Source organism: Novosphingobium sp. KA1, assembly GCF_017309955.1.
Taxonomy (GTDB): domain Bacteria; phylum Pseudomonadota; class Alphaproteobacteria; order Sphingomonadales; family Sphingomonadaceae; genus Novosphingobium.
The window spans coordinates 2,741,137-2,766,135 of sequence record NZ_CP021247.1 but is presented as its reverse complement, the minus strand read 5'-3'; the positions used below and the strand labels follow the sequence as shown (position 1 = coordinate 2,766,135).

General features: G+C 66.3%; 20 protein-coding genes. 10 read left to right on the top strand and 10 right to left on the bottom strand.

The genetic code is table 11. The features are described 5' to 3' along the window. From CA833_RS13275 to CA833_RS13265, 3 genes are all read right to left on the bottom strand, one after another. Entirely contained in the window at nucleotides 1–1,047 is a 1,047-nt protein-coding gene (locus CA833_RS13275) for an Ldh family oxidoreductase (protein WP_207078286.1), read from the bottom strand. Nucleotides 1,048–1,058: 11 nt separating this feature from the next. Beyond that, nucleotides 1,059–3,431: a glycoside hydrolase family 127 protein gene (locus tag CA833_RS13270; protein WP_242526095.1), complete on the bottom strand. Its 2,373-nt coding sequence runs from the start codon at nucleotides 3,429–3,431 to the stop codon at nucleotides 1,059–1,061. Between the two features lie 83 nt (nucleotides 3,432–3,514). Continuing rightward, nucleotides 3,515–4,246, bottom strand: a complete 732-nt coding sequence (locus CA833_RS13265; protein WP_207078285.1) for a FadR/GntR family transcriptional regulator — start codon at nucleotides 4,244–4,246, stop codon at nucleotides 3,515–3,517. Between the two features lie 221 nt (nucleotides 4,247–4,467). Here CA833_RS13265 and CA833_RS13260 point away from each other — a divergent pair, with 221 nt between their 5' ends. The 4 genes from CA833_RS13260 to CA833_RS13245 all read left to right on the top strand — a co-directional run bounded on the left by CA833_RS13260 (nucleotide 4,468) and on the right by CA833_RS13245 (nucleotide 13,803). After that, complete coding sequence (locus CA833_RS13260; protein WP_207078284.1) at nucleotides 4,468–6,768, top strand: DPP IV N-terminal domain-containing protein; 2,301 nt, start codon at nucleotides 4,468–4,470, stop codon at nucleotides 6,766–6,768. Between the two features lie 20 nt (nucleotides 6,769–6,788). Then, nucleotides 6,789–9,542 carry a DUF5695 domain-containing protein gene (locus CA833_RS13255; RefSeq protein WP_207078283.1) on the top strand — a complete coding sequence of 918 codons (2,754 nt, stop codon included), beginning with the start codon at nucleotides 6,789–6,791 and terminating at the stop codon, nucleotides 9,540–9,542. 16 nt (nucleotides 9,543–9,558) lie between these two features. After that, entirely contained in the window at nucleotides 9,559–11,412 is a 1,854-nt protein-coding gene (locus CA833_RS13250; RefSeq protein WP_207078282.1) for an Svx/AvrXca family virulence/avirulence protein, read from the top strand. 114 nt (nucleotides 11,413–11,526) lie between these two features. Then, on the top strand, nucleotides 11,527–13,803 hold the full coding sequence (locus CA833_RS13245; protein ID WP_207078281.1) for a DPP IV N-terminal domain-containing protein: 2,277 nt from the start codon (nucleotides 11,527–11,529) through the stop codon (nucleotides 13,801–13,803). Nucleotides 13,804–13,911: 108 nt separating this feature from the next. Here the strand turns inward: CA833_RS13245 and CA833_RS13240 are convergent, their stop codons facing one another. Then, complete coding sequence (locus CA833_RS13240) at nucleotides 13,912–15,339, bottom strand: globin-coupled sensor protein (protein WP_242526094.1); 1,428 nt, start codon at nucleotides 15,337–15,339, stop codon at nucleotides 13,912–13,914. A gap of 259 nt (nucleotides 15,340–15,598) precedes the next feature. Between CA833_RS13240 and CA833_RS13235 the strand changes: the two genes are divergently transcribed. Genes CA833_RS13235 through CA833_RS13225 form a run of 3 tightly spaced genes read left to right on the top strand, consistent with a single transcriptional unit; the run spans nucleotide 15,599 to nucleotide 18,209 of the window. Further along, entirely contained in the window at nucleotides 15,599–16,126 is a 528-nt protein-coding gene (locus CA833_RS13235; protein WP_207078280.1) for a TadE/TadG family type IV pilus assembly protein, read from the top strand. Beyond that, a complete protein-coding gene (locus CA833_RS13230) occupies nucleotides 16,126–16,674 on the top strand; it encodes a TadE/TadG family type IV pilus assembly protein (protein WP_207078279.1) in 549 nt (182 codons plus the stop codon). Before CA833_RS13235 ends, CA833_RS13230 begins: the two co-directional genes overlap by 1 nt. Continuing rightward, entirely contained in the window at nucleotides 16,671–18,209 is a 1,539-nt protein-coding gene (locus tag CA833_RS13225; RefSeq protein ID WP_207078278.1) for a TadE/TadG family type IV pilus assembly protein, read from the top strand. The genes CA833_RS13230 and CA833_RS13225 overlap by 4 nt, the downstream gene beginning before the upstream one ends. Nucleotides 18,210–18,301: 92 nt before the next feature. Here CA833_RS13225 and purQ read toward each other — a convergent pair whose 3' ends face one another. Further along, on the bottom strand, nucleotides 18,302–18,979 hold the full coding sequence (gene purQ / locus CA833_RS13220) for a phosphoribosylformylglycinamidine synthase subunit PurQ (protein WP_142634637.1): 678 nt from the start codon (nucleotides 18,977–18,979) through the stop codon (nucleotides 18,302–18,304). Continuing rightward, nucleotides 18,979–19,212 (bottom strand): phosphoribosylformylglycinamidine synthase subunit PurS, encoded by a 234-nt coding sequence (purS, locus tag CA833_RS13215; protein ID WP_142634639.1) that lies wholly within the window; start codon nucleotides 19,210–19,212, stop codon nucleotides 18,979–18,981. Before purS ends, purQ begins: the two co-directional genes overlap by 1 nt. A gap of 120 nt (nucleotides 19,213–19,332) precedes the next feature. On the opposite strand from purS, the gene CA833_RS13210 reads away from it, so the two are divergent. From CA833_RS13210 to CA833_RS13200, 3 genes are all read left to right on the top strand, one after another. After that, nucleotides 19,333–20,244, top strand: coding sequence for an SDR family NAD(P)-dependent oxidoreductase (locus tag CA833_RS13210; RefSeq protein WP_207078277.1), 912 nt, complete (start codon nucleotides 19,333–19,335; stop codon nucleotides 20,242–20,244). An 85-nt stretch (nucleotides 20,245–20,329) separates the two neighbouring features. Continuing rightward, entirely contained in the window at nucleotides 20,330–21,007 is a 678-nt protein-coding gene (locus CA833_RS13205) for a DUF4328 domain-containing protein (RefSeq protein WP_142634643.1), read from the top strand. A gap of 110 nt (nucleotides 21,008–21,117) precedes the next feature. Then, complete coding sequence (locus CA833_RS13200) at nucleotides 21,118–21,753, top strand: DUF4328 domain-containing protein (RefSeq protein WP_207078276.1); 636 nt, start codon at nucleotides 21,118–21,120, stop codon at nucleotides 21,751–21,753. 10 nt (nucleotides 21,754–21,763) lie between these two features. Here the strand turns inward: CA833_RS13200 and CA833_RS13195 are convergent, their stop codons facing one another. The 4 genes from CA833_RS13195 to CA833_RS13180 form a co-directional block, all read right to left on the bottom strand. After that, complete coding sequence (locus CA833_RS13195; protein WP_142634646.1) at nucleotides 21,764–22,138, bottom strand: DUF2794 domain-containing protein; 375 nt, start codon at nucleotides 22,136–22,138, stop codon at nucleotides 21,764–21,766. Between the two features lie 7 nt (nucleotides 22,139–22,145). Beyond that, complete coding sequence (gene epsC / locus CA833_RS13190) at nucleotides 22,146–22,862, bottom strand: serine O-acetyltransferase EpsC (protein ID WP_207078275.1); 717 nt, start codon at nucleotides 22,860–22,862, stop codon at nucleotides 22,146–22,148. Between the two features lie 54 nt (nucleotides 22,863–22,916). Next, nucleotides 22,917–23,540 (bottom strand): ATPase, encoded by a 624-nt coding sequence (locus tag CA833_RS13185; RefSeq protein WP_142634650.1) that lies wholly within the window; start codon nucleotides 23,538–23,540, stop codon nucleotides 22,917–22,919. Between the two features lie 115 nt (nucleotides 23,541–23,655). Then, nucleotides 23,656–24,951 (bottom strand): heavy-metal-associated domain-containing protein, encoded by a 1,296-nt coding sequence (locus tag CA833_RS13180; RefSeq protein ID WP_207078274.1) that lies wholly within the window; start codon nucleotides 24,949–24,951, stop codon nucleotides 23,656–23,658. Nucleotides 24,952–24,999 lie beyond the last annotated feature (48 nt).

Here is a 24,999-nt window from a genome sequence, read left to right as displayed (position 1 = left end):
TCAATTTCCCCTTTCGAGAATTTCGAGAATGTCGGCGTGGAGCTGCGCGGGGATGCGCACGCCTTCCACTTGCGAACGGGCACGGGCGAGCAGACGGCGCGAACCGGGAAGCCGGGCGCCCTGCCCTTCGATGGTTTCGAACATGGTCTCGGCGCGCTTCAGGTATTCGTCCAGGCTGTCACCCAGGAAGCCCGCGGGATCGATGACAACGATCAGTTCACCGCCGATGGGCGAGCCGCCGCGCCCCTCGTCAGCGGCAAGCGATTCCGCGCTGGTCATGTCGCCGATCAGCGGCCCGGCCAGCAACTCGACCATGGCCGCCAGCGCCGATCCCTTGTGCGAACCAAAGGTACGCATCGCACCGTCGAGCACGGCCTTGGCATCGGTGGAAGGACGGCCATCGGCGTCATAACCCCAGTCCGGCGGGATCGCCTTGCCCGCGCGGCGGTGCAGTTCGATCTCGCCGCGCGCCACAGCGCTGGTGGCGAAGTCGAACACGAAGGGCGCGCGGTTCCTTCCGTCAGGATGGGCCGGACGCGGCCAGCCGAACGCGATGGGGTTGGTGCCGAAGACCGGCTTGGTACCGCCCTCGGGCGCGACCCAGGCGTGGCTGGGCGTGAAGGCCAGCGCGACGAGGCCCTGCTCGGCCAGCGCCTCGACCTCGGGCCAGAGCGCGGCGAAGTGAACCACGTTGTTCAGCGCCATGGCGGCGATGCCGTAAGTCCGGACCTTCTCCACCAGCAGCGGCATGCCGCGCTCGAAGGGAAGCTGGGCAAAGCCGCCCTTGCCGTCCACCTTGACCAGCGCCTTGGCCGGTTCGCTCACTTCGGGCACCGCATCGGGCACCACCACGCCGCGCGCCACCGAGTTGGCGGCGACGAGCAGACGATAGAGCCCGTGCGAGGTGCAGCCGTCACGCTCGCCCGAAACCATCGTCTGCGCCACGGCTGCCGCATGGTCCGCAGCCAGCCCGCAAGCGACCAGAACCTTGCGGGCGAAGGCGTCCGCCTCCTCCAGCGAGAAGGCGATTTCGCCGGTAGCAGTCATTATGTTCTCACTCACTTCGAAGCAGCAGGCTTGGCCGTGAACAGGCGCATGCCGAAGATCGGACCTGCCGAGCTGCGGTCATGCGGCACGATGCGGACCTTGACCTCGCTCTTGCCCTTGGTCAGCGCCTCGGGAAGCGCATAGTCGACATCCATGAACTTGCCCGGCGTATCGTTGTCGAGCTTCTGGGTGACGACCTTGGTGCCGTCGACAAAGATGTCGAACACGCGCGAACGCTCGCTGCCCCAATACGTCGCCTGCAGCAGCAGCGGGCCGGGCTTCACCTTCATCGTGAACTCGATGAAGCCGCCCGAGCGGGCATCGCGCCCGTTCCGGCCACGATAGGAGACCGGATAGGAGATTTCCGAGGTCAGGTTGTGGTCGCGCTCGGGCTGCATTTCGCCCAGGTGCATGACGTCGATCGAGCGGGCCGCGATATCCTTCTGGCGCGCCTGCTCGGCCAGGAACGAGGCTTCCTCGCTCTTCCAGCCGGCTTCGCTGAAGCGCTTGAAGTAGACGGCGCTGCGGCGGTCGTACTGGCTGTAGAACGGCACGAAGTTGAGGTCGCCCGGACGGGTCACGCCCTTGGTCTGGAAGCGCGGACGATCCGAGACGATCGGCGCGAAGGCGGACAGCGGATTGTCGCCCACCATCGCCGGCTCGACGCCGGTGAACTCCATCTCGGCCGGGCCGAGGTCCGCCGCCATGACCAGCGGGCCGCGCAGCACGGCCACCACGTCCTTCGAACCGGCGGCGGCCTCGAACCGCAGGTCGAGCGGCAGGGTGAGCGCAATCGTGTCGCCCTTCTTCCAGCGGCGGTCGATCACGGCATAGCCATTGACCGCATTGGCCGGAACCGGCGCACCGTTGACGGCAACGAGTGCGCGGCCATTGGCCCAGCCCGGAATACGCAGTGCCACGGTGAACTTGCCGTTCTTCACCGCGTCCAGCGTCACGCCCACTTCGGGCTTGAAGGGATATTCGGTGGCCAGCGTCAGCGCCACGCCCTTGGCCTTCCACTCCGCCTTCGACGGGATGAAGAGGTTGACGAACAGGGTGTCATCACCCTGCCAGTAGATGGAATCGCCATGCTTCGAATGGCTTTCCATGCCCGAGCCGACGCAGCACCAGAAGGCTTCCTCGCCCGGCTGCGAATAGCCGCGCGGGGCACCGCTCATCATCGGCGTCATGTAGGTGAAACCGCCGGTATGCGGGTTCTGCGCCGACATCACGTGGTTGAGGTGCGCCCGCTCGTAATAGTCGAACAGCGCCCCGTCCGGCTGCCACGAGTAGAGCTGACGGGTCAGCTTCAGCATGTTGTAGGTGTTGCAGTGCTCACAGGTCGATTCCGTGAGGTGCAGCGCGATATTGTCAGGCTCGAAGAAGTATTCGCGGTCGGCATTGCCGCCGATCACGTAGCTGTGGTGCTGGGTCACGCGTTCCCAGAAGAAGCGGGCGGCGCGGCCCGGCTCGTCCTTGCCGGTCAGCTCGTGGATGCGGGCCAGACCGATCAGCTTGGGCACCTGCGTATTGGCGTGGAAGTTGGCGAGCTTGTCTTCCTGCGCCACCAGCGGATCGAGCACGCGCTTGTCGTAGATGCGCTCAGCCACCTTCAGCCAGCGCAGATCGCCGGTCTGGGCGTAGAGCTCGGCATAGCTTTCGTTGAGACCGCCATATTCGCAGCCCAGCAGTTCCTGCATCTGCTTGTCGTCGAGCGCGGCAAAGACCTTCTCGAAGTAGCCGCCCAGGCCGATGACGACTTCCAGCGCCTTGGCATTGCCCCAGGCCGCATGAATATCGAGCAGACCAGCGAAATACTTGTGCACGGTGTAGAGCGGCGACCACGATCCGTTGAGGTCGAACCCGCCCGACTTGATCTCCCCGCGCATGACTTCGGGGAAGATTTCCTGACCATCGACGACCTTGCCGTCCTTGGTCTTGCGGCCGAGCGCGCCGATATAGCCATCGCTGCGCTGCGCCTGGCAGAGCGCCAGCTCGTCAACGATATAGTCCGCGCGGCGGCGACATTCGGGATTGCCGGTCTGCTGCCAGGCCAGGACCAGCGCGGTCATGTAGTGGCCAAGCGTGTGGCCGGCGATGGTGTCCGATTCCCAGCCGCCATAGATCGGCGCCTTGGGCTCAAGCCCCGCGTACTTGCGGAAATTGTGCAGGAAGCGGTCCGGGCTGAGCGACATCAGGTAGTCGACATTGACTTCCACCGCCGTCGCATAGTCCGAAGCGGTCAGCCGCACGTCGCTCAGCGGCAGCGGCTTCGCCTTGATCGGAAGCTTGGGGGCGATGACAGCCGCGAAGCCCTTGAGAGGGATTGAGCTGATGGCCAGCGCCGCCACGCCAGTCATCCATTCGCGCCGATTGGCCTTCATCACCGGAAACTCCTATCGAATATCGTATACGGTTATTGATAGGGTTAGACGCTCCCGAGTCAACCCCGTCGAAGCGTTAGCCTTCAGCGCCGAAGCGCGACGCGGGTGTCCGAGTGGGCAAGATCGATCAGTGCAACCATCGCCTTGCGCGCCTGCTTCGCGTTGCCCTCGGCAATGCAGCGGTAGAGCGCGTGGTGCTCGGGCATCGGGTCGCGCGGGGAGTCCTGCACGCGGCTCTTGATCGCGGTGGTCGAGGCGATGGCGGTAGAGATCGAGGTGGACAGCGCCTGCATCAGTTCGTTGCGCGTTGCCTCCAGCACCAGTTCGTGAAAGCGGATGTCGGCCGAGCGGCCCTTGTCGGTGGCCAGCGTACAGCGCTCCATCGTCTCCAGCGCATTGGCCATGTCGGTGAGTTGCCGCTCGTCACGGCGCAGTGCCGCCATTTCCGCTGCCTGCGGCTCGACGACCAGCCGCAGCTCGAACAGGTCGCGCAGGAACTCGTCACTGGCACCGCATTGTATCTGCCAGGCCAGCACATCGGGATCGAGCAGGTTCCAGCTCTTGCGCGCGTTGACGCGGGTGCCCGCCTTGGGCCGGCTGCTGACCATGCCCTTGGACGTCAGCACGCGGAACGCCTCGCGCAGCACTGACCGTGACACGCCCAGCCGCTCGGCGTGTTCCACTTCCGCCGGGAACACGTGGCCGGCGGGAAGTTCGCCGCCGACGATCGCCATCGCCAGTCGGCGCGCCACCGCATGGTGAAGCCGCTCGCTGACCAGCGGAAGGGCGGTTTCGGCAGAAGGAGTTGCGGTCATCTGGATCATCCCGGCGACTGGATCGTAGCATTCCTGAAATGCTCAGATCATATATCGTATAATTTTTTCTTGACCCTTTCCGTCGGGGACGTCAAGAACCCATGCATCTTTCCGAAGACAAGCGATGGGACCATGTCATGAGCACCTCCTTGATTTCCCGTCCACTCCTCTCCGTACTGAAAAAACCGGCTGCGGTAAGCCTGCTTGCGCTTGGAGCCGCCATGGCCTTCCAGCCCGCCGCACAGGCACGGCAGGCATTGACCGTGGCGACGCAATCCGCGCCGCCCAGCATTGCCGAGCGCTACCAGACGGCGGATGCCTTCCTTGGCGCAGGCATCGGCGACCTCATCGACAATGCCAATGTCGCACCGCAATTCGCTGGAAACGCGCTGTTCTACCGCACCGGCAACCGCAAGGACCAGCGCTTCCTGCTGCTCGACCTTGCCACGAAGCAGGTGCGTGAAGTGGCGACGACCGCAAGCCTGCTTGCGGCCCTGTCCGAGGCAAACGGCCGGACCATCTCCCTCGACGAAGCCCGGCTCGCCGACATCGGCTACGACGCCGAGCACGGCGCCATCGCCTTCGATGCGCTTGACGGGCACTGGCGCCTGAACGCGGCCGGCAAAGCCGAGAAGGTCGCGCCGGAAGCCCCGCAGCTTGACCTCCCCTCGCCCGATGGCAAGACCAGGATCGTCGCGCGCGGATACAATCTTTACGCCGTCGACGTGGCCTCGGGCCGCGAAGTGGCGCTGACCACCGACGGCACCCGCGAGCAGCCCTATGGCCGCTCGATCCCCGAACTTTCGCAGATCCTGCGCGAAGGGACCGAGGAACCGGCGATGCCCGTCACCGGCGCATGGTCGCCCGACGGGCGCTATCTGCTGACATGGCGGCTCGACACGCGCGATGTGAAGAAGCTTTCGATCACCCAGCAGAACCCGCCGGGCAGTTTCTATCCGCGCAGTTTCTCGTACATCTACCCGCTGGCGGGCGCGGAAAAGCTGCCGCAGGCGACACGCCTGGTGGTCGATGTGCAGGCGGCCCTGAAGAGCGGCAAGGCCCGGGTCGTGCCGGTCCTGATGCCTTCGGAATCGATCCTCTACCCCTCCCCGCCCGACATGAACTGGGTGGACGGCAAGCCGCGCATGCAGTGGACCGAGCGCGGCTATCGCCAGCAGGCCGTCTATGTGGCCGACCCGGCGACCGGCGCCGCGAAAATCGTCGCGCATGAGGCGGTGAAGCCGGTCATCACCGTCACCTCCTCGATGATTTTCCCTGCGCCGGAACTCGGCGGCGAACTGTCGATCTCGGAGCGCAGCGGCTGGGCGCAGCTCTATCTCGTCACGCCGGACAACCCGGACGGCGGCAAGGCGCTGACCACCGGCGACTGGGAAGTCCTCTCGGTGGACAATGTGGCCGAGGACAAGTCCTCGCTCATCGTCACCGGCGTCGGGCGCGAGGCGGCGCGCAATCCCTACTGGCGCGCGCTCTACCGGGTCTCGCTGAACGGCGGCTCCCTGACCGAACTGACACCCGAACCGCTCGACCACGATGCGCAAGTCTCGCCCGACGGCAAGTGGATCGTCGACCAGATGTCGAGCCCGACGACGCCCACCCGCGCGGTGCTGCGCGACGGCGCGACCGGCCGGATCGTGATGGACCTCGCCAAGGCCGACGACAGCCGCCTGCTGGCAGCCGGCTACACTCCGCCCGAACCCTTCAAGGGCGTGGCGGCGGACGGCAAGACGCCGATCTACGGCATGATCTATCGCCCCGCGCACTTCGATCCGAAGCGCAGCTATCCGGTGATCGACAACGTCTACACCGGCCCGACCACCACCCAGGTGCCCTCCACCTGGGGCATGGCGCTGCGCGTGCCCGGCAACAGCGTCGCGCAGATCGGCGCGGTTGTCGTGATGATCGACGGCACCGGCACCTCGCGGCGCGGTCAGGCCTTCCGCCTGCCCGCCTACCAGAACCTCGGCGAAGTGGGGCTGGACGATCACATCGCGCTGATCCGCCAGATGGCCGCCAAGTACCCCTACATGGACGTCAGCCGCGTCGGCGTGTTCGGCGGATCGGCGGGCGGCTACGACACCGCGCGCTTCGTGCTGCGCCGTCCCGACTTCTTCAAGGTCGGCGTCTCCGCCTCGGGCAACCACGACCTCCGGCTCGACAAGACCTGGTGGCCGGAAGTCTCGATGGGCGAGGCCGACGCGGCGACCTGGGAGCGCAATTCGAACATGGCGGTGGCCAACCAGCTCAAAGGCCACCTGCTGCTCGTCCACGGCGACATCGACGACAACGTGCCGGTCACCGAAAGCTTCCGTCTTGCCAAAGCGCTGATCGATGCCGGGCGCGATGTCGACATGGTGGTCGTGCCCAATGCCACGCACAACGTCTACCAGCCCTTCTTCTGGAAGAAGCTGCGTGACTATTTCACCCTTTACCTGCTCGGCGAGACACCGCCGCCGCTCGGCCCCGTGAAGCCTGCCGCACCGGCAGTCGCTCTGGCCCGTTAAGACACCCGCGAGGATTTGACATGAAGCGTCTTCTGAAGCCCCTCCCCCTGATCGCGCTGGTGCTGGCGCCGGTGCCCGCTACGCTGCCGATGGCGGCGGCGCAGGCACAGGAAGCGGAGAAACCGAAGCCGGTCTATCCGCCGATCCAGAAGACCGAGATGCAGACCCCGGCCTTCGATCTGGCGCTGCGCGCGGATACGCAGACGCTTGCCCACCTCTCGCCCAAGGGCAATGCCGCGTTCGACTTCGTGCCCGCGGGCCGTGAGGCCGAGCGTGCGGCCGACGGCTATGTCCACATCGGCGACATTCACATCCGCCTGAAAACCGCCGGTTCCGATTGGCAGGACTTCTCCTCCGCCCATGCCCGCAAGCAGATCGCGGCGCTGGCGGGCGGCAAGGGCGTGCTCGCCGCCGCCGACATCACCGCCTCGATGGGAGCCGGAATCCCGCTGCGCGTCGAGCGCCGCTGGGTGAACGAGGACGGCGTGCTCGCGCTGCGCTTCACGCTGGTCAACACCAGCAGCGCTGCCGTCGAGATCGGCGGCCTCGGCATGCCGATGGTGTTCGACAACATCATCCTCGACCGCGACCTCGATTCCGCCCACGCGCAGGCGAGCTTCGTCGATCCCTATATCGGCCGCGATGCGGGCTATCTGCAGGTCACGCGTCTGAACGGCGAAGGCCCGGCGCTGCTGGTGCTGCCCGAGAAGGGCACCCCGCTCGAAGCCTATCGCCCGATTGCCGAGGCGCGCGCTGCCCGTAACGGCGACATCTTCACCGACAAGAGCCCCCGCACGCAGGTCTCCGAAGGCTTCTACGACTGGACCGTCGCCAGCAAGGGCTTTGCCGAGAAGGAATGGGCCAAGGCCGGCCAGCAGTGGAACGAGCCGACCAGCATCACGCTGGCTCCCGGCGAAAGCCGCACGATCGGCCTGCGCTTCGTGACCGCGCCGAGCATCCGCGCGATCGAGGATACGCTGGTCGCCCAGAAGCGCCCGGTCGCGGTCGGCATTCCCGGCTATGTCGTGCCGACCGACCAGACGGCCAGCCTGTTCCTGAAGACGCCGAGCAAGGTCGCGAAGATCGAATCCTTCCCTGAAGGTTCACTCACCGCCACCTCGGAAAAGAGCGGAAGCGGCTGGGCCCGCTACCAGATCAAGGCCAGCGGCTGGGGTCAGGCGCGCCTGACGGTGACGTATGCGGACGGGCAGAAGCAGACCGTCAGCTACTACATCACCAAGCCGCTCGATCAGGTCATGGCCGACATCGGCCACTTCACCACCACCGACCAGTGGTTCGAAGGTAAGGGCGATCCCTTCCACCGCAGCCCCGCGATCCTCTCCTACGACCGGGAGGACAACAAGATCCTGACGCAAGACGGCCGCGTCTGGGTTTCGGGCATGAGCGACGAAGGCGGCGCCGGTTCGTGGGTCGCAGCGATGATGAAGCAGCTCGACAATCCCAGCCCGGAAGAAGTCGCCAAGCTGGAACGCCTCGTCAACGAGACCGTGCTGGGCACCCTGCAGGTGAAGGACGGCCCGCAGGCCGGTGCCGTCAAGAAGAGCATCTTCTATTACGATCCGGTCGAGTTCCCGAACTACTACGATCCCAAGATCAACTGGAAGAACTGGACCGCGTGGTCGAAGAAGGATGCCGGCGATCTCGGCCGCTCCTACAACTATCCGCACGTCGCCATCGGCCACTGGGTGCTCTACCGCCTGGCCCGCGACAATGCCGGGCTGGTCAAGCAGCACGACTGGAAGTTCTACCTTGAGTGGGCCTACCGCACGACCGTCGCGATGATGCGCGATGCGCCCTATTATGCCGAGTTCGGCCAGATGGAAGGCGACGTCTTTGTCGACATCCTGAAGGACCTGAAGCGCGAAGGCATGACCGCAGAGGCCACCGAGATGGAAGGCCTGATGAAGAAGCGCGCCGATCACTGGCGTTCGATGAAGTATCCGTTCGGCAGCGAGATGGCCTGGGATTCCACCGGCCAGCCCGAAGTCTATGCCTGGATGCGCTACTTCGGCTTCCAGCCGCAGGCGGATGAGACGCGAGAGGTTATCCTCGGCTACGATCCCACGATCCCCAGCTGGGGCTATAACGGCAATGCCCGTCGTTATTGGGACTTCCTCTACGGCGGCAAGGTTTCGCGCATCGAGCGGCAGATCCACCACTATGGCTCCGCGCTCAACGCGGTGCCGCTGTTCGACGCCTATCGCCAGAACCCCACCGACCTGCACCTGCTGCGCGTCGCTTACGGCGGCATGATGGGCGGGGTCACCAACATCGACCAGAAGGGCTTCGGCTCGGCCGCGTTCCACTCCTGGCCGGACATGATGAAGTGGGATGCAATCACCGGCGACTACGGCATGGGCTTCTACGGCCATGCGATCACCGCGGCGAGCTACATGGTCAACGACCCGCAGTTCGGCTGGATCGGCTTCGGCGGCGACCTCACCACCAAGGGCAGCACCGTAAGCCTCGCCCCCAAGGACGGCGCCCGCCGCCGCCTGTTCGTGGCGCCCGCAGGCCTCTGGATCACGCTGGAAGCCGGCCGCATCACGAGCGCCGACTATGACAGCAAGACCGGCAAGGTCACCCTCACGCTCGATCCGGCCAGCGCCACCAATCCGGCCGCGCGCCTGCTGTTCGAGACCACCACCGCTGGCGGCCGCACGTACACGACCGACACCGGCACGGCGGACCGCGACGGCTACGCCATCCCGCTCACCGCTGCAGCCACCACCGTCACGCTGACTCCCCGCTGATAAAGGACAGCTGACGATGAAGACTTTCCTGCAGGCATCGGCGCTGGCGCTCTCCGTCCCTGGAGCGGCCCTTCCGTCCGCGGCGATGGCTGCCTCCCCGGCTACCGGCTCCACACCGAGTGCGGCCTGCGTAGCCGGGGAATGGAAAGTCGCGGCGACCGATCCGTCGGACGCCGCCAATTCCGCCCTGCCCCTCCAGATGGAAAGCGCCCACTTCGCGCTGCACTGGAAGCCGGGCACGGTGGAACCGGAAGTGGCCAAGGCCGCCGCCGCGCATCTCGAATATGTCTGGAGCTATTTCCTCGGCACCCTGCGCTTTCCCACCCCACATTGCGGTTCGCCTCAGAAGTTCAAGGTCAATGCCTATATCGGCGTGGGTTATGGCCTCAGCGGCGGCGCGGACTCGCTCGGTCACATGGGCATGTGGATCGATCCGGGTGCGCTCAAGGACCGGTTCGGGCTGGCCCACGAGCTGACCCACGCGCTTCAGACCGCGACCGGCCGCCTGATGGATTCGCCCTTCACCGGCTGGATGTTCGAGAGCCACGCCAACTGGATGACCGTGCAACTGCCGGAATTCCGCCAGAACACGCACTGCTCGGTGCTGCTCAAGCAGTATCCCCACCTCTATTACGGCTCGACCCGGACGCGGTACTGCAACTGGCAGTTCTTCGAATATCTCAAGGACACCCACGGTTTCGAGGCGGTCAACGACATCTGGCGCAAGGCGCCGGGCAAGGACGATCCCGCGCGCCTCACCGAAGATCCCTTCAGCGTCCTCCAGCGCAACATGGGATGGACCCAGGACCAGCTCAACGACACTTTCGGCGACTGGGCGCTGCACAATGCCAACTGGGACTACACCAATCCCGACGGCAGCGATCAGGGCGAGGTCCTGCGCCGCAATTACGGCAGCTACGACCAGACCACCGACGCCGGCATCCTCTCGGCCACCGTGCTCGATCCGATCGATACCGCCCGGCGCCGCTTCGCCGTGCCCGAGATGGCCGCACCCCAGCGCTGGGGCTACAACGTGGTGAAGCTCCACCCCGATGCCGGTGCCGGCGAAGTGCGCGTGACCTTCCGCGGCGTGGTGCAGCAGGCCAGCGCCGTCACCGCGCTGCCCGGCCTTGCCGACGAGCCCGACACGATCCCGCCGCCCGCTTCCGACTGGCGCTGGGGCGTGGTGGCCGTCGGCGCGGACGGCAAGAGCCGCTACACCCCGCTCCAGCGCGGGGCACGGGGCATGGCCTCGATCGCGGTGCGGCCCGGCGATAGCGGGCTCTATCTGGTGGTCATGGCCACGCCCTCCAAGATGCAGAAGATCCGCTGGGACCAGCCCTGGTATTCGATCTACCGCTATCCATGGATGGTGCAGCTGGAGGGCGCCCTGCCCGACGCGCCCGCACCGATCCCCGGCGGACATCGCCACAAGAACGGCGGCGGCTGGGTAGGCCCCGCCGCCGATGTGGCGAAGACGGCATGGGTTGGCCCATATGCGCGTGTGATCTCCGGCACCGTCTCCGGCCATGCGCGGATCGAGGACCACGCGGTCGTGCTCGACAAGGCCGAGGTGCGGGACAATGCAGTGATTTCCGGCATGACCGTGCTGCGCGGCGATACCGTGCTGCGCGATCACGCCCGCGCGGCGACCGCCATGCTCGGCATCGGCGAGTACGAGAAAGGCATCGTCCTTTCGGGCACCGCCCAGACCATCGGCGATGTCGAACAGCGCGGCGGCTCGGCCTCGCGCGGGGTATTTTACGGCTTCGTCGATCAGGAAACCACCAAGGACCCCAAGCACGGCGCCGACCTTGCCGCACCCGTGCCGGAAGTCACTGCCAAACCGGACTACCGCTGGATTCCCTGATCGCACCCGTGCCGCATTGCCTCGCTGCGTAAATTTCGTATACGATATCTAAGAGCGCATTGCGCCGGGGCCTTCCCCCGCGTCCTGCCGATCCGCACAGAGGTTTTTCGATCCATGCTTGCTCCCCTCCGTCACGCCCGCGCGGCCCTTCTGCTGGCCGCGAGCGCGGTGTCGCTCGCCCCTGTCCACGCCCTTGCCGCGCCGAGCGCCGAGGACATGGCCCGCTCGGTATCGCTGCGTGCGGACTGGCAGTACCTGACGCGCGAGATCGCCTGGCCGGCCAGCTGGACGCCCGACGGCAGCGCCTTCTCCTACCGCAAGACCGTGGAAGGCGGCTTCGCGTTCGAGACTTATGACATGCCCACGCGGGCAAAGACCCCGGCCTTCGACCAGCAGAAGCTCGCCAGGGCGCTCGGCGAAGCGATGGGCGAGACGATCGATCCGCTGCGCCTGCCGTTCGACCAGTTCTCGTGGGGGCCAGATCGCCAGTCGATCGGTTTCGGCATCGACTATGCCGGGTGGAATTGCACGCTCACCGACTATCACTGCGCCCCAGAGGCCGACCCGCGCCGCCCGCGCGGCTTTGGCGTCGTGCGCGACCTTTCGGTGCCCGCCGACAACCACCCGCGCCTCTCGCCCGACGGCAAGTGGGAAGCCCTGGTCGAGGACAACAACCTCGTCGTCCGTCCTGCTGGTTCGAAAGACCTCATGCGCCTCAGCAGCGACGGCACCGAGGGCAATTTCTACGATCCCGAAACCATCGAATGGTCGCCCGATAGCCGCCATGTGATGATCTACCGCGTGCGTCCCGGCTTCGCCCGCCACGTGCTGCGCGTGGAAGCCGCGCCCGGTGGCCAGCTTCAGCCCGCCCTGCGCAGCCAGCTCTATCCCAAGCCCGGCGATGCCGTCGATCAGGAGCAGCCGGTGCTGTTCGATGTGGCAACGCGGCGCCAGACCGTGGTCGATCCCGCGCTGTTCCCCAATCCCTACCAGCTCTCGCAGCCCCGCTGGCGCGCGGACGGCAAGAGCGTGGAATTCGACTACGACAAACGTGGTTTCGGGCAGGCGCGGATCATCGCCGTCGATGCCGAGACCGGCGCGGCCCATGCCGCCGTCACCGAAGACGCCAGGACCTTTTTCTACGCCGACCGCCGCTTCGCGCATGACGTCAACGGGCTCGGAAACGAGATCATCTGGGCTTCCGAGCGTGACGGCTGGAACCACCTCTACCTGATGGACGGCAAGACCGGGAAGGTGAGGAACCGCATCACCACCGGCAACTGGGTCGTGCGCGAAGTGGTCAAGGTGGACGACACGAAGCGCCAGATCTGGTTCGCCGCCAGCGGCATGAACGCGGGCGAAGACCCCTATTTCCGCCACTATTACCGCATCGATTTCGACGGTCGGAACCTGACGCCGCTGACGCCCGAGCGCGCCGACCACACCGCCCGCTTCTCGCCCGACATGCAGTTCTACGTCGATACCTACTCGCGCGTGGACATGCCCACCGTCAGCGAACTGCACCGCAGCAGCGACGGCGCCGTGGTGGCGACAATCACCAGGGGCGACATCAGCCGCCTCACCGCCGCCGGTTTCCACGCTCCCGAAGTGTTCACCGCCAAGGGCCGCGACGGCAAGAGCGACATCTGGGGCCTCGTCGTGCGCCCGCATGACTACGATCCGGCAAAGAAGTACCCGGTGATCGAGAACATCTACGCCGGCCCGCACGACAGCTTCGTTCCCAAGACCTTCTGGCCCTTCGGTTACCATTCGGGCGGCGACAAGGTGATCGGCATGCAGGCGCTGGCCGACCTCGGCTTCATCGTCGTGCAGATCGACGGCATGGGCACCGCCAACCGTTCGAAGGCATTCCAGGACGTCGCCTGGAAGAACCTGCAGGATTCCGGCTTCCCGGACCGCATCCTCTGGCACAAGGCCATGGCCGCCAGGGACCCGTCCTACGACATCAGCCGCGTCGGCATCTACGGCGCCTCGGCGGGCGGGCAGTCGACGCTCAACGCGCTGTTGTTCCACGGCGATTTCTACAAGGCCGGTGTCGCCATGGCGGGCTGCTACGACAACCGCATGGACAAGATCAGCTGGAACGAGCAGTGGCTCGGCTGGCCGGTCGACAAGAGCTATGCCGATGCCTCGGGCGTGGACAATGCCGCCCGGCTGCAGGGCAAGCTGTTCCTGATCGTGGGCGAGCAGGACAGCAACGTCGATCCCGCCTCGACGATGCAGGTGGTGAACGCACTGGTGAAGGCGGACAAGGATTTCGACCTTCTCGTCGTGCCCGGCGGCGAGCACACCGTGGGCCGCTCGACCGGCCCGATCGACTACGTGACGCGCCGTCTCTCGGCCTTCTTTGTCCGCAGCCTGCAGCAATGACTCGGCGATAAGCGCCTATAAGCGCCTATTGGGAAATGCGCCGCACCGCATTTCCCAATGCTTCGCCAATACCGGAATGCGGCGGCTCAAGCCGGGCGCACTGCGGTGTTACGCGGCGAAACGTCCTGCGGCGCGATCGTCGCCGATCCGGAACATGCCCGCCTGCGCGGCCAGCGCCGTCGCATCGGAAGACAGCGATCGGGTCGCTGCCGAGGTCTCCTCGACCATCGCCGCGTTCTGCTGCGTCGCCTGGTCCATCACGCCGACCGCGGTGTTGATCTCGGAGATGGCGGCCGCCTGGGCATCGTTGTCGCGCGACATCGTGCCGATCAGCTTGTGGACCCGCTCGACCTCGACGGCGATGCGCTCCAGTTCGGTGTCGACGCGGGTGACCGCACCGGCCGCCTCGTCGATCTGGGCACGGGTGGTGCTGAGCCCGTCGCGGGCCTTGCGCGCCTCTTCCTCGGCCCGCATGGCAAGCGAACTGACGAGATCGGCGACAACCGCAAAACCGCGCCCGGCGTCCCCCGCCCGGCCCGCCTCGACCGCGGCGTTCATGGCCAGAACGCGGGTCTGGAAGGCGATCTTGTCGACCCCCTCGATCACCTCGTCAATCCCGCGCGCGCTTTCATGCACGGTGCGCATGGCCTGCACCGCGTCGACCGCGACGTCGCGCCCCTGGCCGACCGCATCGAGCGCGCCGCCGGCGATGCCCAGGGTTTCCGAAGCCCCGCTGGCGGTCGCCTTAACCCTGTCCTCGACCTGCTGGAGCGTGGCGGCCGCCTGTTCTAGGCTGGCCGCGTTGCTCTCGGTGCGCCGTGCAAGGTCTTCCGAGGCACGCGCGATCTCGCCCGCGCCGCCCTGGATCGCGCTCGACGTCTGGACCACCGAGCCGATGGTGCTGCGCAAGTTGCCAAGGCTTTTGTTGTAGGAACGGGTCAGCGACAGGAACGTGTCGGGCAGATCGTCGAGTTCGTGGACGAGATCGCCCGCCGCCAGCCGCGACATCGCCCGGTCGAGAGAATCGATCGCCTGCGACCGCTCGGCCTCGGCCTCCTCGAAATAGATCGAGATCGACAGGTCCATGTCGAGCATCGCCGCCTTGACCAGCGCACGGCTCACCTTGCCCGGCGAAATGCCCGGCCGCAGCAGCCGCCACGGGCTGGCGGAACGTTCCACCGCCGTCATGATCTCTTCGAGGATCAGCGCATAGGCGCCGATGTACCAGCGCGGCTCCAGCCCGATCTTCGCGTGCATCTTGCCGATGCGCGAAACCGCCTCGTAGTAGTCGTGATCGAACCGGGCAGACGAGATTTCCATCCAGTGTGCCACCTGGGCGGCCTTGGCCTTGTCCATGTGCGCGGCATCGCGGAACATCGCCGAAAGCGTCGGGGTCTGGCGAACGCGGTCGTAGAAACGGTCGAGTGCGGGGCCGATGCAGCGCCGCAGAAGAGGCTGCGCAGAGGCCAGGGCGCGGCGCTGCGCGGTATCGAATTCAAGGAACGCAAGCCGTTCCCCGATGGAATTGGTCGTCAAATCTGCTTCCTTCGCAAATATCATCGCGCGATGATGAATGTCCCCCGTGTCATGATAGGAAGACAGGGCCGAATTTCGGCTGGGTGACTGTCATTTTTGGCGGAACCCCGCGCTTTTTCGCCGCTCCCCTGTCCCATATCCGGGAATTTCCGGGTGCCCTTGCCCGCCTGCTCAGGACTGTTCCCTAGCGGCTATCCAACCGCCGATTAGCCTTCGCGGGCCTATGCCGTGCCGGTGTCCACCCGAGGCAACTGAACGAATGCGCGTTCCCCGCTCCATCCGGCCCATCGCCTGCGACACCAGCGGCGCGACGATCATCGAGTTCGCCATCGTCGCCCCGGTCTTCCTCGCCGTGCTGGTCGCGATCCTGCAAGTGGCGCTCGTCTATCTGGCGCAGGACGGCCTCGAAGGGGCAACCGAGACCGCAAGCCGCCTGCTGGCGACGGGACAGGCCCAGCAGGCGGGGATGAACGCCGCCCAGTTCCAGACGGCGGCGTGCTCCTCGCTGCCCAGCTACATGAACTGCTCCGGCCTGATGGTCGACGTGCGCACCGCCAGCAGCTTCTCCTCCGCCGACACCGGCATGCCGGTGCTGACCTATGACAGCAACGGCAACGTCACCACGTCCTTCGCCTACACGCCGGGCGGCCAGGCGGCGATCGTGGTGGTGCGCTTCATGTACCTCTGGCCGACCTCGAGCGGCCCGCTCGGCTTCAACATATCCAACCAGCCGGGCGGCAAGCGCCTGCTGCTGGCCACCAGCGTGTTCAAGTCGGAATATTACTGATGCCCCCCGCCCGCGCTCCCCTCCGTCTGGTCGCGCGCAGGTTCCTGCGGGACAGCACGGGTCTCGCGCTGGTCGAATTCGCCTTCGCCTTCCCGGTGCTGCTGCTGCTCTACCTTGGCACCTTCACGTTCGCCGATGCCTTCGCCTGCAGCCGCAAGGTCACCACGACTGCCCGCTCGGTGGCCGATCTCACCACCCGCTACCCCAGCCTCACCCAGGCGGAGGCGGCAGCCATTCTGGGCGCCAGCGCAAAAGTCCTTGCCCCATATGCCGTCAGCAATGCGGTGATCGTGCTCAGCGAAGTCCGGGTCGCCAGCAGCACGACCGCAACGGTAGTCTGGAGCAAGGCGCTCAACGGATCCGCGCTGGCGACCAATTCCACCGTCACCGTGCCCGCCAACATGACCTCCACGGGTACCTACGTGATCCTCGGGCAAGTGACCTACACCTACACCGCCGCGCTGCCCTGGGGGAACATCGGCAGTTACACGCTCTCCGACAGGATCATGATGCTGCCGCGCGTCTCGGATTCGGTGCCGCTGTCATGACCATCACCGCGCGCCTCTCCCGCCTGGCAGCGCCTGGCCGGCGGCTGCTGCGCGGGCGGCCCGGGCGGCGCGGCAACGTGACGATCCTGTTCGCCTTTGCCATCGTCCCGCTGATCTTCGCGGTGGGCTTTGCGATCGACTATGGCCGCGCGCTGCAACTGCGCACCCGGATGAACGCCGCCGCCGACGCCGCCGCCCTTGCCGCGGTCAACGTCGCCGCCATGCGCCAGTCCGACAGCGCCGCCGCCGACGCCGCGCGCGCGATGTTCAACGCCCAGGTCTCCGGCCTGTCCGGGATGGTTTACGATTCCGTCGCCAACCCGACCGTCGCGGTGACGTCCAGCGGCAGCCTGACGACCGGGCGTTCGGTCACGGTGAGCTACAAGGCTGCCTCGATCAACCTGTTCGGCGGCATCCTCGGCGCAACGACGCTGCCCATCGCCGGTTCCGTGACCGCCGACGCCACCGTCGCGCCGAACATCAACTTCTACCTGCTGATGGACATTTCGCCGTCCATGCTGCTGCCCTCCACCAGCACCGGATTAACGGCCATCCGCAGCGCCACCAGCAATTCCAGCCTGCCCAACGGATGTGCCTTCGCCTGCCACACGCTGAACCCGCACACCGACGCCATCTACGTGCGCAACGCCGCCGGAAAGGACATGTGGCTCGATCTCGCCAGCGGCAACGCCTGCCCGGTCTCCTCGACGGATTCGACCCGGGTCTATTGCACCAGCGGCACCGTCTACACCAAGGCGAACGGCCAGTATGCCGACAGCTACTGGCTGACCCGCAACTACGCCGCGCTCTACGGTGGCAGCAACATCACCTTGCGCATCGACGAGGAAGAGACCGCCGCGCAGAACCTGATCCCGGTCGCCATCACGGCGGCACGCAACAACCAGGTCACCTACCGCCTGCAACTCTTCACCTTCGACTGGACCCATCCTTCCGCCAGCGGCCCGGTCAGGACCATCACCTCGTCAATGACCGACGTCAGCCAGATGGCCAGCTACGACGTGCCCAATTTCTACAACATGCAGGACAACTGGTACCGCAACAATTGCCCGACCTCGAGCCTGTGCAACAACGACCAGGGCACCGAGGTGCACAACGCCCTCACCCAGATGAACACGACCATGCCCAACCCCGGCGACGGATCGAGCAGCGCCACCCCCCAGGGGGTGCTGTTCATCATCACCGACGGCCTGTCCGACGAACTTTACGGCTCCAGCCGCTGGAACCGCGAGTTCAACGCCCAGAACCTGGCGGACTGCACGACGATCAAGAACCGCGGCATCCGCATCGCCATTCTCTATACCGAGTATCTGCCGGAATCGCTGACCGGCGACGCCTGGTCGCAGTCCAACGTCGCCCCTTATCTTTCCAATGTGGAACCGGCGCTGCAATCCTGCGCCTCGGCCCGGCCGGACGGCACCACGCTCTATTACAAGGTCACCACCGACCAGAGCATATCCGACGCTCTTGCCGCGCTCTTTGCGCTGACCGTGCAGACCGCCCGCCTGGCCCGCTGACGCCCCGACAAAAAACGCCCCCGTTGCCGGGGGCGTTCTATCGACCGAAGTCGGTGTACGGCGCCGACGGACGGCGCCGTTGGATGGTGAATTCAGGCGCCGACCATGCCGCGGATCGCGCTTTCGAACAGCGCACGGCCATCGGTGCCGCCGTGCGTCGCCTCGATGGCGCGCTCGGGGTGCGGCATCATGCCCAGCACGTTGCCGGCCTGGTTGAGCACGCCGGCGATCTGGCGGGCCGAACCGTTGACGTTGCCGGCATACCGGAACGCCACGCGGCCTTCCCCTTCGAGGCGGTCCAGCGTTTCCGCATCGGCGTGGTAATTGCCGTCGTGGTGGGCGACGGGGATCGAGATCTCCTGCCCGGCCTCATAGCCCGAGGTGAACAGCGACTGGGCGTTCTCCACCTTCAGCGTCACGTCGCGGCAAACGAAACGGATGCCCGAATTGCGCAGCAGCGCGCCCGGCAGCAGGCCGCTTTCGGTCAGCACCTGGAAACCGTTGCAGACGCCGAACACCGGCACGCCCTTGTTCGCGGCCTCGATCACCGCGCGCATCACCGGCGAGCGCGAGGCGATGGCGCCGCAGCGCAGGTAATCGCCATAAGAGAAACCGCCGGGCAGGCCGATGAAGTCCAGGTTGTCCGGCAGTTCGGCATCGCCGTGCCAGACGCGGATGCATTCCGTGCCCGAGATCTTCTCCAGCGCCACCGCCAGATCGCGGTCGCAGTTGGAACCCGGGAACGTGACGACAGCGGAGCGGAACGCCATCAGGCGACCTTCTCGATGCGGTAGTTCTCGATCACCATGTTGGCGAGGAGCTTCTTGCACATGTCGTCGAGCGCTTCGTCGGTGACGGTCTCGGCCACGTCCAGTTCGAACAGGCGGCCAGCACGCACGTCGTTGACGCCGGCAAAGCCGAGGCCTTCGAGCGAGTGGTGGATCGCGCGGCCCTGCGGGTCGAGAACACCGGGCTTGAGGCTGACGTGGACGCGGACTTTCATCTGGGGACCTTTCGCTTCGCGGAGCGCAGATTCGAATTAGTGCGCCTATGACGCCGAGATCGGTTCGGGGCAAGGTTTGAGTGTATTGAACCGCCGCCGGCAACCTGCCATCCCCCCCCCATGCAGGAAACCATCAGCTTCGCAGGACAAGTCGCCATCGTCACCGGCGCAGGCCACGGCCTCGGCCGCGCCTATGCGCTGGAACTGGCACGGCGCGGCGCCAGGGTGGTCGTCAACGACCTCGGCGGCAACCGCGACGGGACCGGGCACTCGCAGGCAGCCCTCAGCGTCGTCGAGGAAATTCGCACGCTCGGCGGCGAGGCCATGGCCGACGGCAGCGACGTGTCCGACTTTGCCCAGATGGAAGCGATGGCCGCCCGCGCGAAGGAAGCCTGGGGCGGCATCCACGTGCTCATCAACAATGCCGGCATCCTGCGCGACCGCACGTTCGCCAAGATGGACATGGCCGATTTCGAGCAGGTCGTGCGTGTCCACCTGCTCGGCAGCGCCCATGCCACCAAGGCGGTGTGGGAAACCATGCGCGAGCAGAACTACGGCCGCGTGCTGATGACCACCAGTTCCTCGGGCCTGGGCGGCAATTTCGGCCAGGCCAACTACGGCGCGGCCAAGCTCGGCGTCCTCGGCCTCGCGCGCACCTTGCGCATGGAAGGCGCCAAGTACGGCATCCGCGTCAACAGCCTCGCCCCCACCGCCGGCACGCGCATGACCGCCGACATCTTCCCCGACGAGGCCTATGCCGCCTTCCAGCCCGAAGCGGTAGTGTCCGCCGCGCTCTATCTCGTCTCCCGGTACGCGCCCAACGATGCCATCGTCGCCGCCGGCGGCGGGGTCTGCCAGAGCGCCTTCATCACCATGAACGAAGGTGTCCTGCTCCAGGGCGATGACCTTAGCGTCGAAGGCTTTGCCCGCGCCTGGCCGGCCATCGCCGACCGCCAAGGCGACCGCGTGCTCGAAACCGGCATGGAACAGGCCCACCATGCGCTGTCCGTCCTCTTGAAATCGCGGGATTAAATTCCGGACGGGCGGATTGACGCCGCTTTCCTGAAACGGCAACCTGAACGATGCGACTGCGTCATTCGGGGGAAATCGTCAGGGCATGCATGGACAGATCTCGCCGCGCGATGCCGCGCGCCTGAAAGGCTATTCGCTCGCCACGCAAGTGGCCATCGCGGTATCCGCGATTTCGGCGATACTGCTGCTGGCTGCCTTTTTCTGGGCCTATTCCATCGGCAAGACCGGCCTGGCCCCGGACCAGAGCACGACGATCGGCATCGGTATTCTGGGCGGGGTCGGCATGATCGGGCTGGTCCTGCCATCGCTCGCCGGCACTGCCACCTTCCTGCTGTGGTTTCACAAGGCCATCGCCAACCTGCACCGGGCCGAATTGTCCGGCCTGCGCGCCCGCCCGCTGTGGTCGGTGATCAGCCTGTTCGTGCCGATCGCCCAGCTCTTTGTCCCCTTCCTGGCGATGCGCGAACTGTGGAACCGCAGCCACGGCGAGGATGAGTACCAGTCACGCACCGCCGTGACGACGATCTCGGTCTGGTGGCTGTGCCTGCTGACCGGATCGTTCCTGATCGCCTTTGTCCTCGTCATCGCCAGCCTCTACGTCTTCTCGCCGATCAAGCTCGTCGCGCCGGGCCTGCTCAACTTCATGCTGCTGGTGGTGGGCATCGGCTTCCAGTGCATGGCCGCGGGCTGCCTCGTGGTGATCCTGCGCCGGATCACCGCAGCCCAGGCCTCGCTGATCGACGGCAGCGCCATCTTCGCGTGAAGCCGTTCCGGCCGCCATCGCGCTTACGGCCGCCATCGCGCTTACGTCCGCCATCACAAGGCCTCGTACCGCTCGCCGCGGCCATCCGAACAGACGGGACAACTCCAGCCATGACCGAAAAGACCCTCAGCGAAGGGCTCGCCATCCTCGCGAGCCGGACCACCACGGTTCGCCTCGCGCTCTATGCCTACATCGGCCTTTCCACACTCGCCATCCTGACCTGGGCGGCCACGCTCGCGCTCGGCGTCGATCAGGTCAACGACCCATCCAATCCGCTGGTGGCCTCCTCGGGATTAGCCTCGATCGCCATCCTCCTTGTCTATGTCGGCTGCATCGTCACGATCTCGATGTGGATCCACCGCGCCCACGCCAACCTCTTCGCCGCCGGCATGGACGATCTGGAATTCACCCCCGGCTGGTCGGTCGGCTGGTTCTTCGTGCCCGTCGCGCTCCTGTTCAAGCCGTTCCAGGCGATGCGCGAGCTGTGGAACCGCAGCCACCTCGCCGATGACAGCTTCACCGCGCGCGCTGACTATCGCCTGACGGCCTGGTGGACCTGCTGGCTGATCGGCAACTTCATCGACAACGTCCTGTTGCGCGCCCAGGGCTTTGCCGGGACCATCGGGGTGATCGACCTGATCGCCTATGCGCTGCACGTCGCCGCCGCCTGGTTCCTGCTCGACATCGTCAACCACGTCGCCCGGGCCCAGGCCTCCGACCTCGACGCCAGCCACGCCTTCGCGTGAATGCGAAAGGTCAGTCCTCGACAACCTTGAGCAGCTTGCGCTCCAGCGGGCTGAGCACGTTCACCAGCTCATGCCCGCGCTTGAGGATCTGGCCGGCCTCGCCGAACAGCGTCCACATGCCCTGCTTGCCGCGCAGGGACGGACGCTTTTCGATGCGCGCCTGCGGCCGCTCGGCCGCGCGGCGGAAGGCGGAGAAATGCGCCGCATCCTTGTCGAAATCCATCGCGTAGTCGCGCCACATCCCGGCGGCGACCATCCGGCCATAAAGGTCGAGGATGCGCTGGAGTTCAAGACGGTCGAACCCGACCTGCAGCGGTACACGGCCGGGAAAGGCAACGACGCCGGCCGGAAGGGGATTTACACCGCCGTTGGGGCCAACCGCCATCGCGCCGTCAGACGCCCTTCACCACGGGTTCGGCATGCGCATCGACGACGGCGCGCGCCTCGGCATTGGCGCGCAGCAGGGCATCGACTTGCGCCCGCAGCGCCGCGACCTGCTCTTCCAGTTCATCGACGCGCTGGCTGCCCACCGGCTCGCACGGCTCCTTGCAGGGCGTGCCATAGGGCATGAATTCCTTGGCGTACGTCTCCGCCTTGACCAGCGTGGAACGGGCCTTGACGCCGATCATCGTCGCGCCTTCCGGCACGTCCTCGGTGACCACCGCGCTGGCGCCGACGCGCGCACGCCTGCCGACCGTCACCGGGCCGATGATCTGCGCGCCCGACCCCACGATGACATTGTCGAGCAACGTCGGGTGACGCTTGCCGCCCTTGCCGTTGGTAGGATTGGAACCACCCAGCGTCACGCACTGGTAGATCGTCACGTTGTCGCCGATCTCGGCCGTCTCGCCGATGACGGTGAAGCCGTGGTCGATGAAGAAGTTCCTGCCGATCGTGGCACCGGGATGGATGTCGATCGCGGTCATGAAACGGGAGATGTGGTTCACCACGCGGGCGAGGAAAAACAGGTCCGCCCGGAACAGCCGGTGCGCGATCTTGTGAAAGAACAGCGCCCAGACGCCCGGATAGAGCAGCACTTCCCACCGCGAACGCGGTGCCGGGTCGCGCGCGACGACCGAGTCCAGATAGCGGACGAGATTACCCAACATCGCGCGAATCTCCCATCATTCGGCCCGCAAGGCAAGCTGCCCCCGGGCCGATGGTCACATACCCTTGGTGTCGCCGCCCTTAACCTCTTCCAGCGCATCGCGCCAGATGGCCATTGTCGGGGGCTGCTTGCGCTCCAGACTGAGGCGGTCGATCGCGGCGACCAGCCGTTCGACGCCCAGATGGCTACGCTCGGTGCGCGGTACAAGGTAGTCGATCGCCGAAGGATCCAGCACGATCCCGTGCATCTGCGCGTGGACGTCGAACAGATCGGCCATCATCGCCTCGTCCGGCTCGCCGATTTCCAGCTCCAGCGCGGCGCCGAGACGCGACCCGAGGTCGGGCAGCTTCACCTGCCAGCGCCCCTCTCCTTCGCCGCGGCGATGACTGGCGACGATCAGCAGCGGGCGCCGGTTTTCCTGCGCGCGGTTCCAGGCATGGAACACCGCGTCCTCCTCCATCCGGTCGGCATCGTCGAGCGCATCGCCCTGCCCGGTCTCGACGAACCAGCGCGCCAGCAGCGACTTGCCCGAACGCGGACCGCCCGAAAGGATCGCTGTGAGGAACGGCCAGCGGCCCGGCTCCATCAAGGCGTCGACGGCCTGCGCGTTCGCGTTGCCCACGACAATGCGCGGCGGGCTGTCGCTCGCAGCCGACAGTGGAAGTGGTATCTGCCTCATGCCCCGAACCTTAACCAAAGCATTTTCAAGTCAGGTGGGACCACCTGACGACTCGGAAAATGCGAAAAACAAAGGAAATAGCGCGCGATCCGGTTCAACAGGAACGGATCGCGCTCTAGCGGCTGATCCTCAGCGCGCCGCCTCCCGCGGAGACTTTCCAACCTTGCGCACGAAGCGCGGCGGCGAGCCGGTCGGCGCCGCCTTCGGCGCTCACCCGCAACACGGAAATGCCACCGATGGCCAGGCTCACGGTGGCGGCGCCCCGCACGCCGGGCACGCCGCGCACGGCGGCAAGCGCGGCATCGACCGCACCGGCATCGGGACTTGCGAATTGTACGGTCACGCTCTCGGCCGCAGCGGCGGCGGGCGCCGGCTCACTCGGCACGGCAACCGGCGCCGCCGGGGCGATGCTGCCCGCCGGCACGGCGCCGCCCTGCGGCATCAGCTTGCTGCGCAGTTCGCCGAAGGCCCGGTCAAGCGCCACCTGGCTCATCGTCAGCGTCGGATCCGGGCGCAACTGGCCGCTCGACAGCGCGCCGCGATAGATGCCGTCGACCTGCTCCACCGCCTTGGCGAGCATCGCCGGCAGTTCCTGCTCGTTCGCCGCATCGAGTTCGAAACTGTCGAGATAGGTATTGTCGGGGCCATAGCGCGCGGTGAACGTGCCGTGGATCGGGCCGCCGGGCCACTGCCGCTCCAGCCGGGCGACCGGGATCAGCACGTCGCTGGCATTGAACTGGTCAAGCACGCCGCGCCACCAGAGGCGGCTGCGCCGGGTCGTCTGCCCTGCCGTGAGCAGCAGCGATTCGCCCCCTGCTCCGACCGGACGCACATAATCGACCGGGCTCTGCGAGGCCTGGAACTCGGCCCATGCCTTCTGCCAGGGGCCACGCACTTCGAAGACCTGCTGGACACCGCCGGAATTGAGCACCGGCACCAGCAGCAACGGCGCCGAACGCACGACAGCGCCGCTGCCGCCGACGAACTGCCCCGCCTTGCCCTTGTCGAAGATCACGCCCAGCGTGGCGATATAGCGGCGGGGACCGACCTGTTCCTGGCCGATCACCACCGAGGAAACCATGGCGTCGATCGCCTCCACCGGCATGTCGGGACCGCCCAGCTTTTTCCAGGCTTCCTTCTCGGCCTGCTTCCAGCCCTCGATTCGCGCCTCGGCGCCGGTCTTGGCCGAGACATCGACATGGATGCCGCTTACCTGAATGTCCTCGGAGTTGGCGAGCGGCGGAATTCCGCGATCGCCTTCGACTTGCGCACCGATTCGCCAGGCCGAGAATCCGGCCAGGCCAAGCGCCGCGCAGCCGCCAAGCAGCAGTGCAGCGCGGGCCACAGTCCAGCGCCGACCCTTGTCGTGGCCGGCCAATTGCCGGAAATTCTGGGAGAACGTGATCGCCATTATCGAAACCGTGGCGCCTTTTGCCCAATCGGGAATGGAAATCCAAGT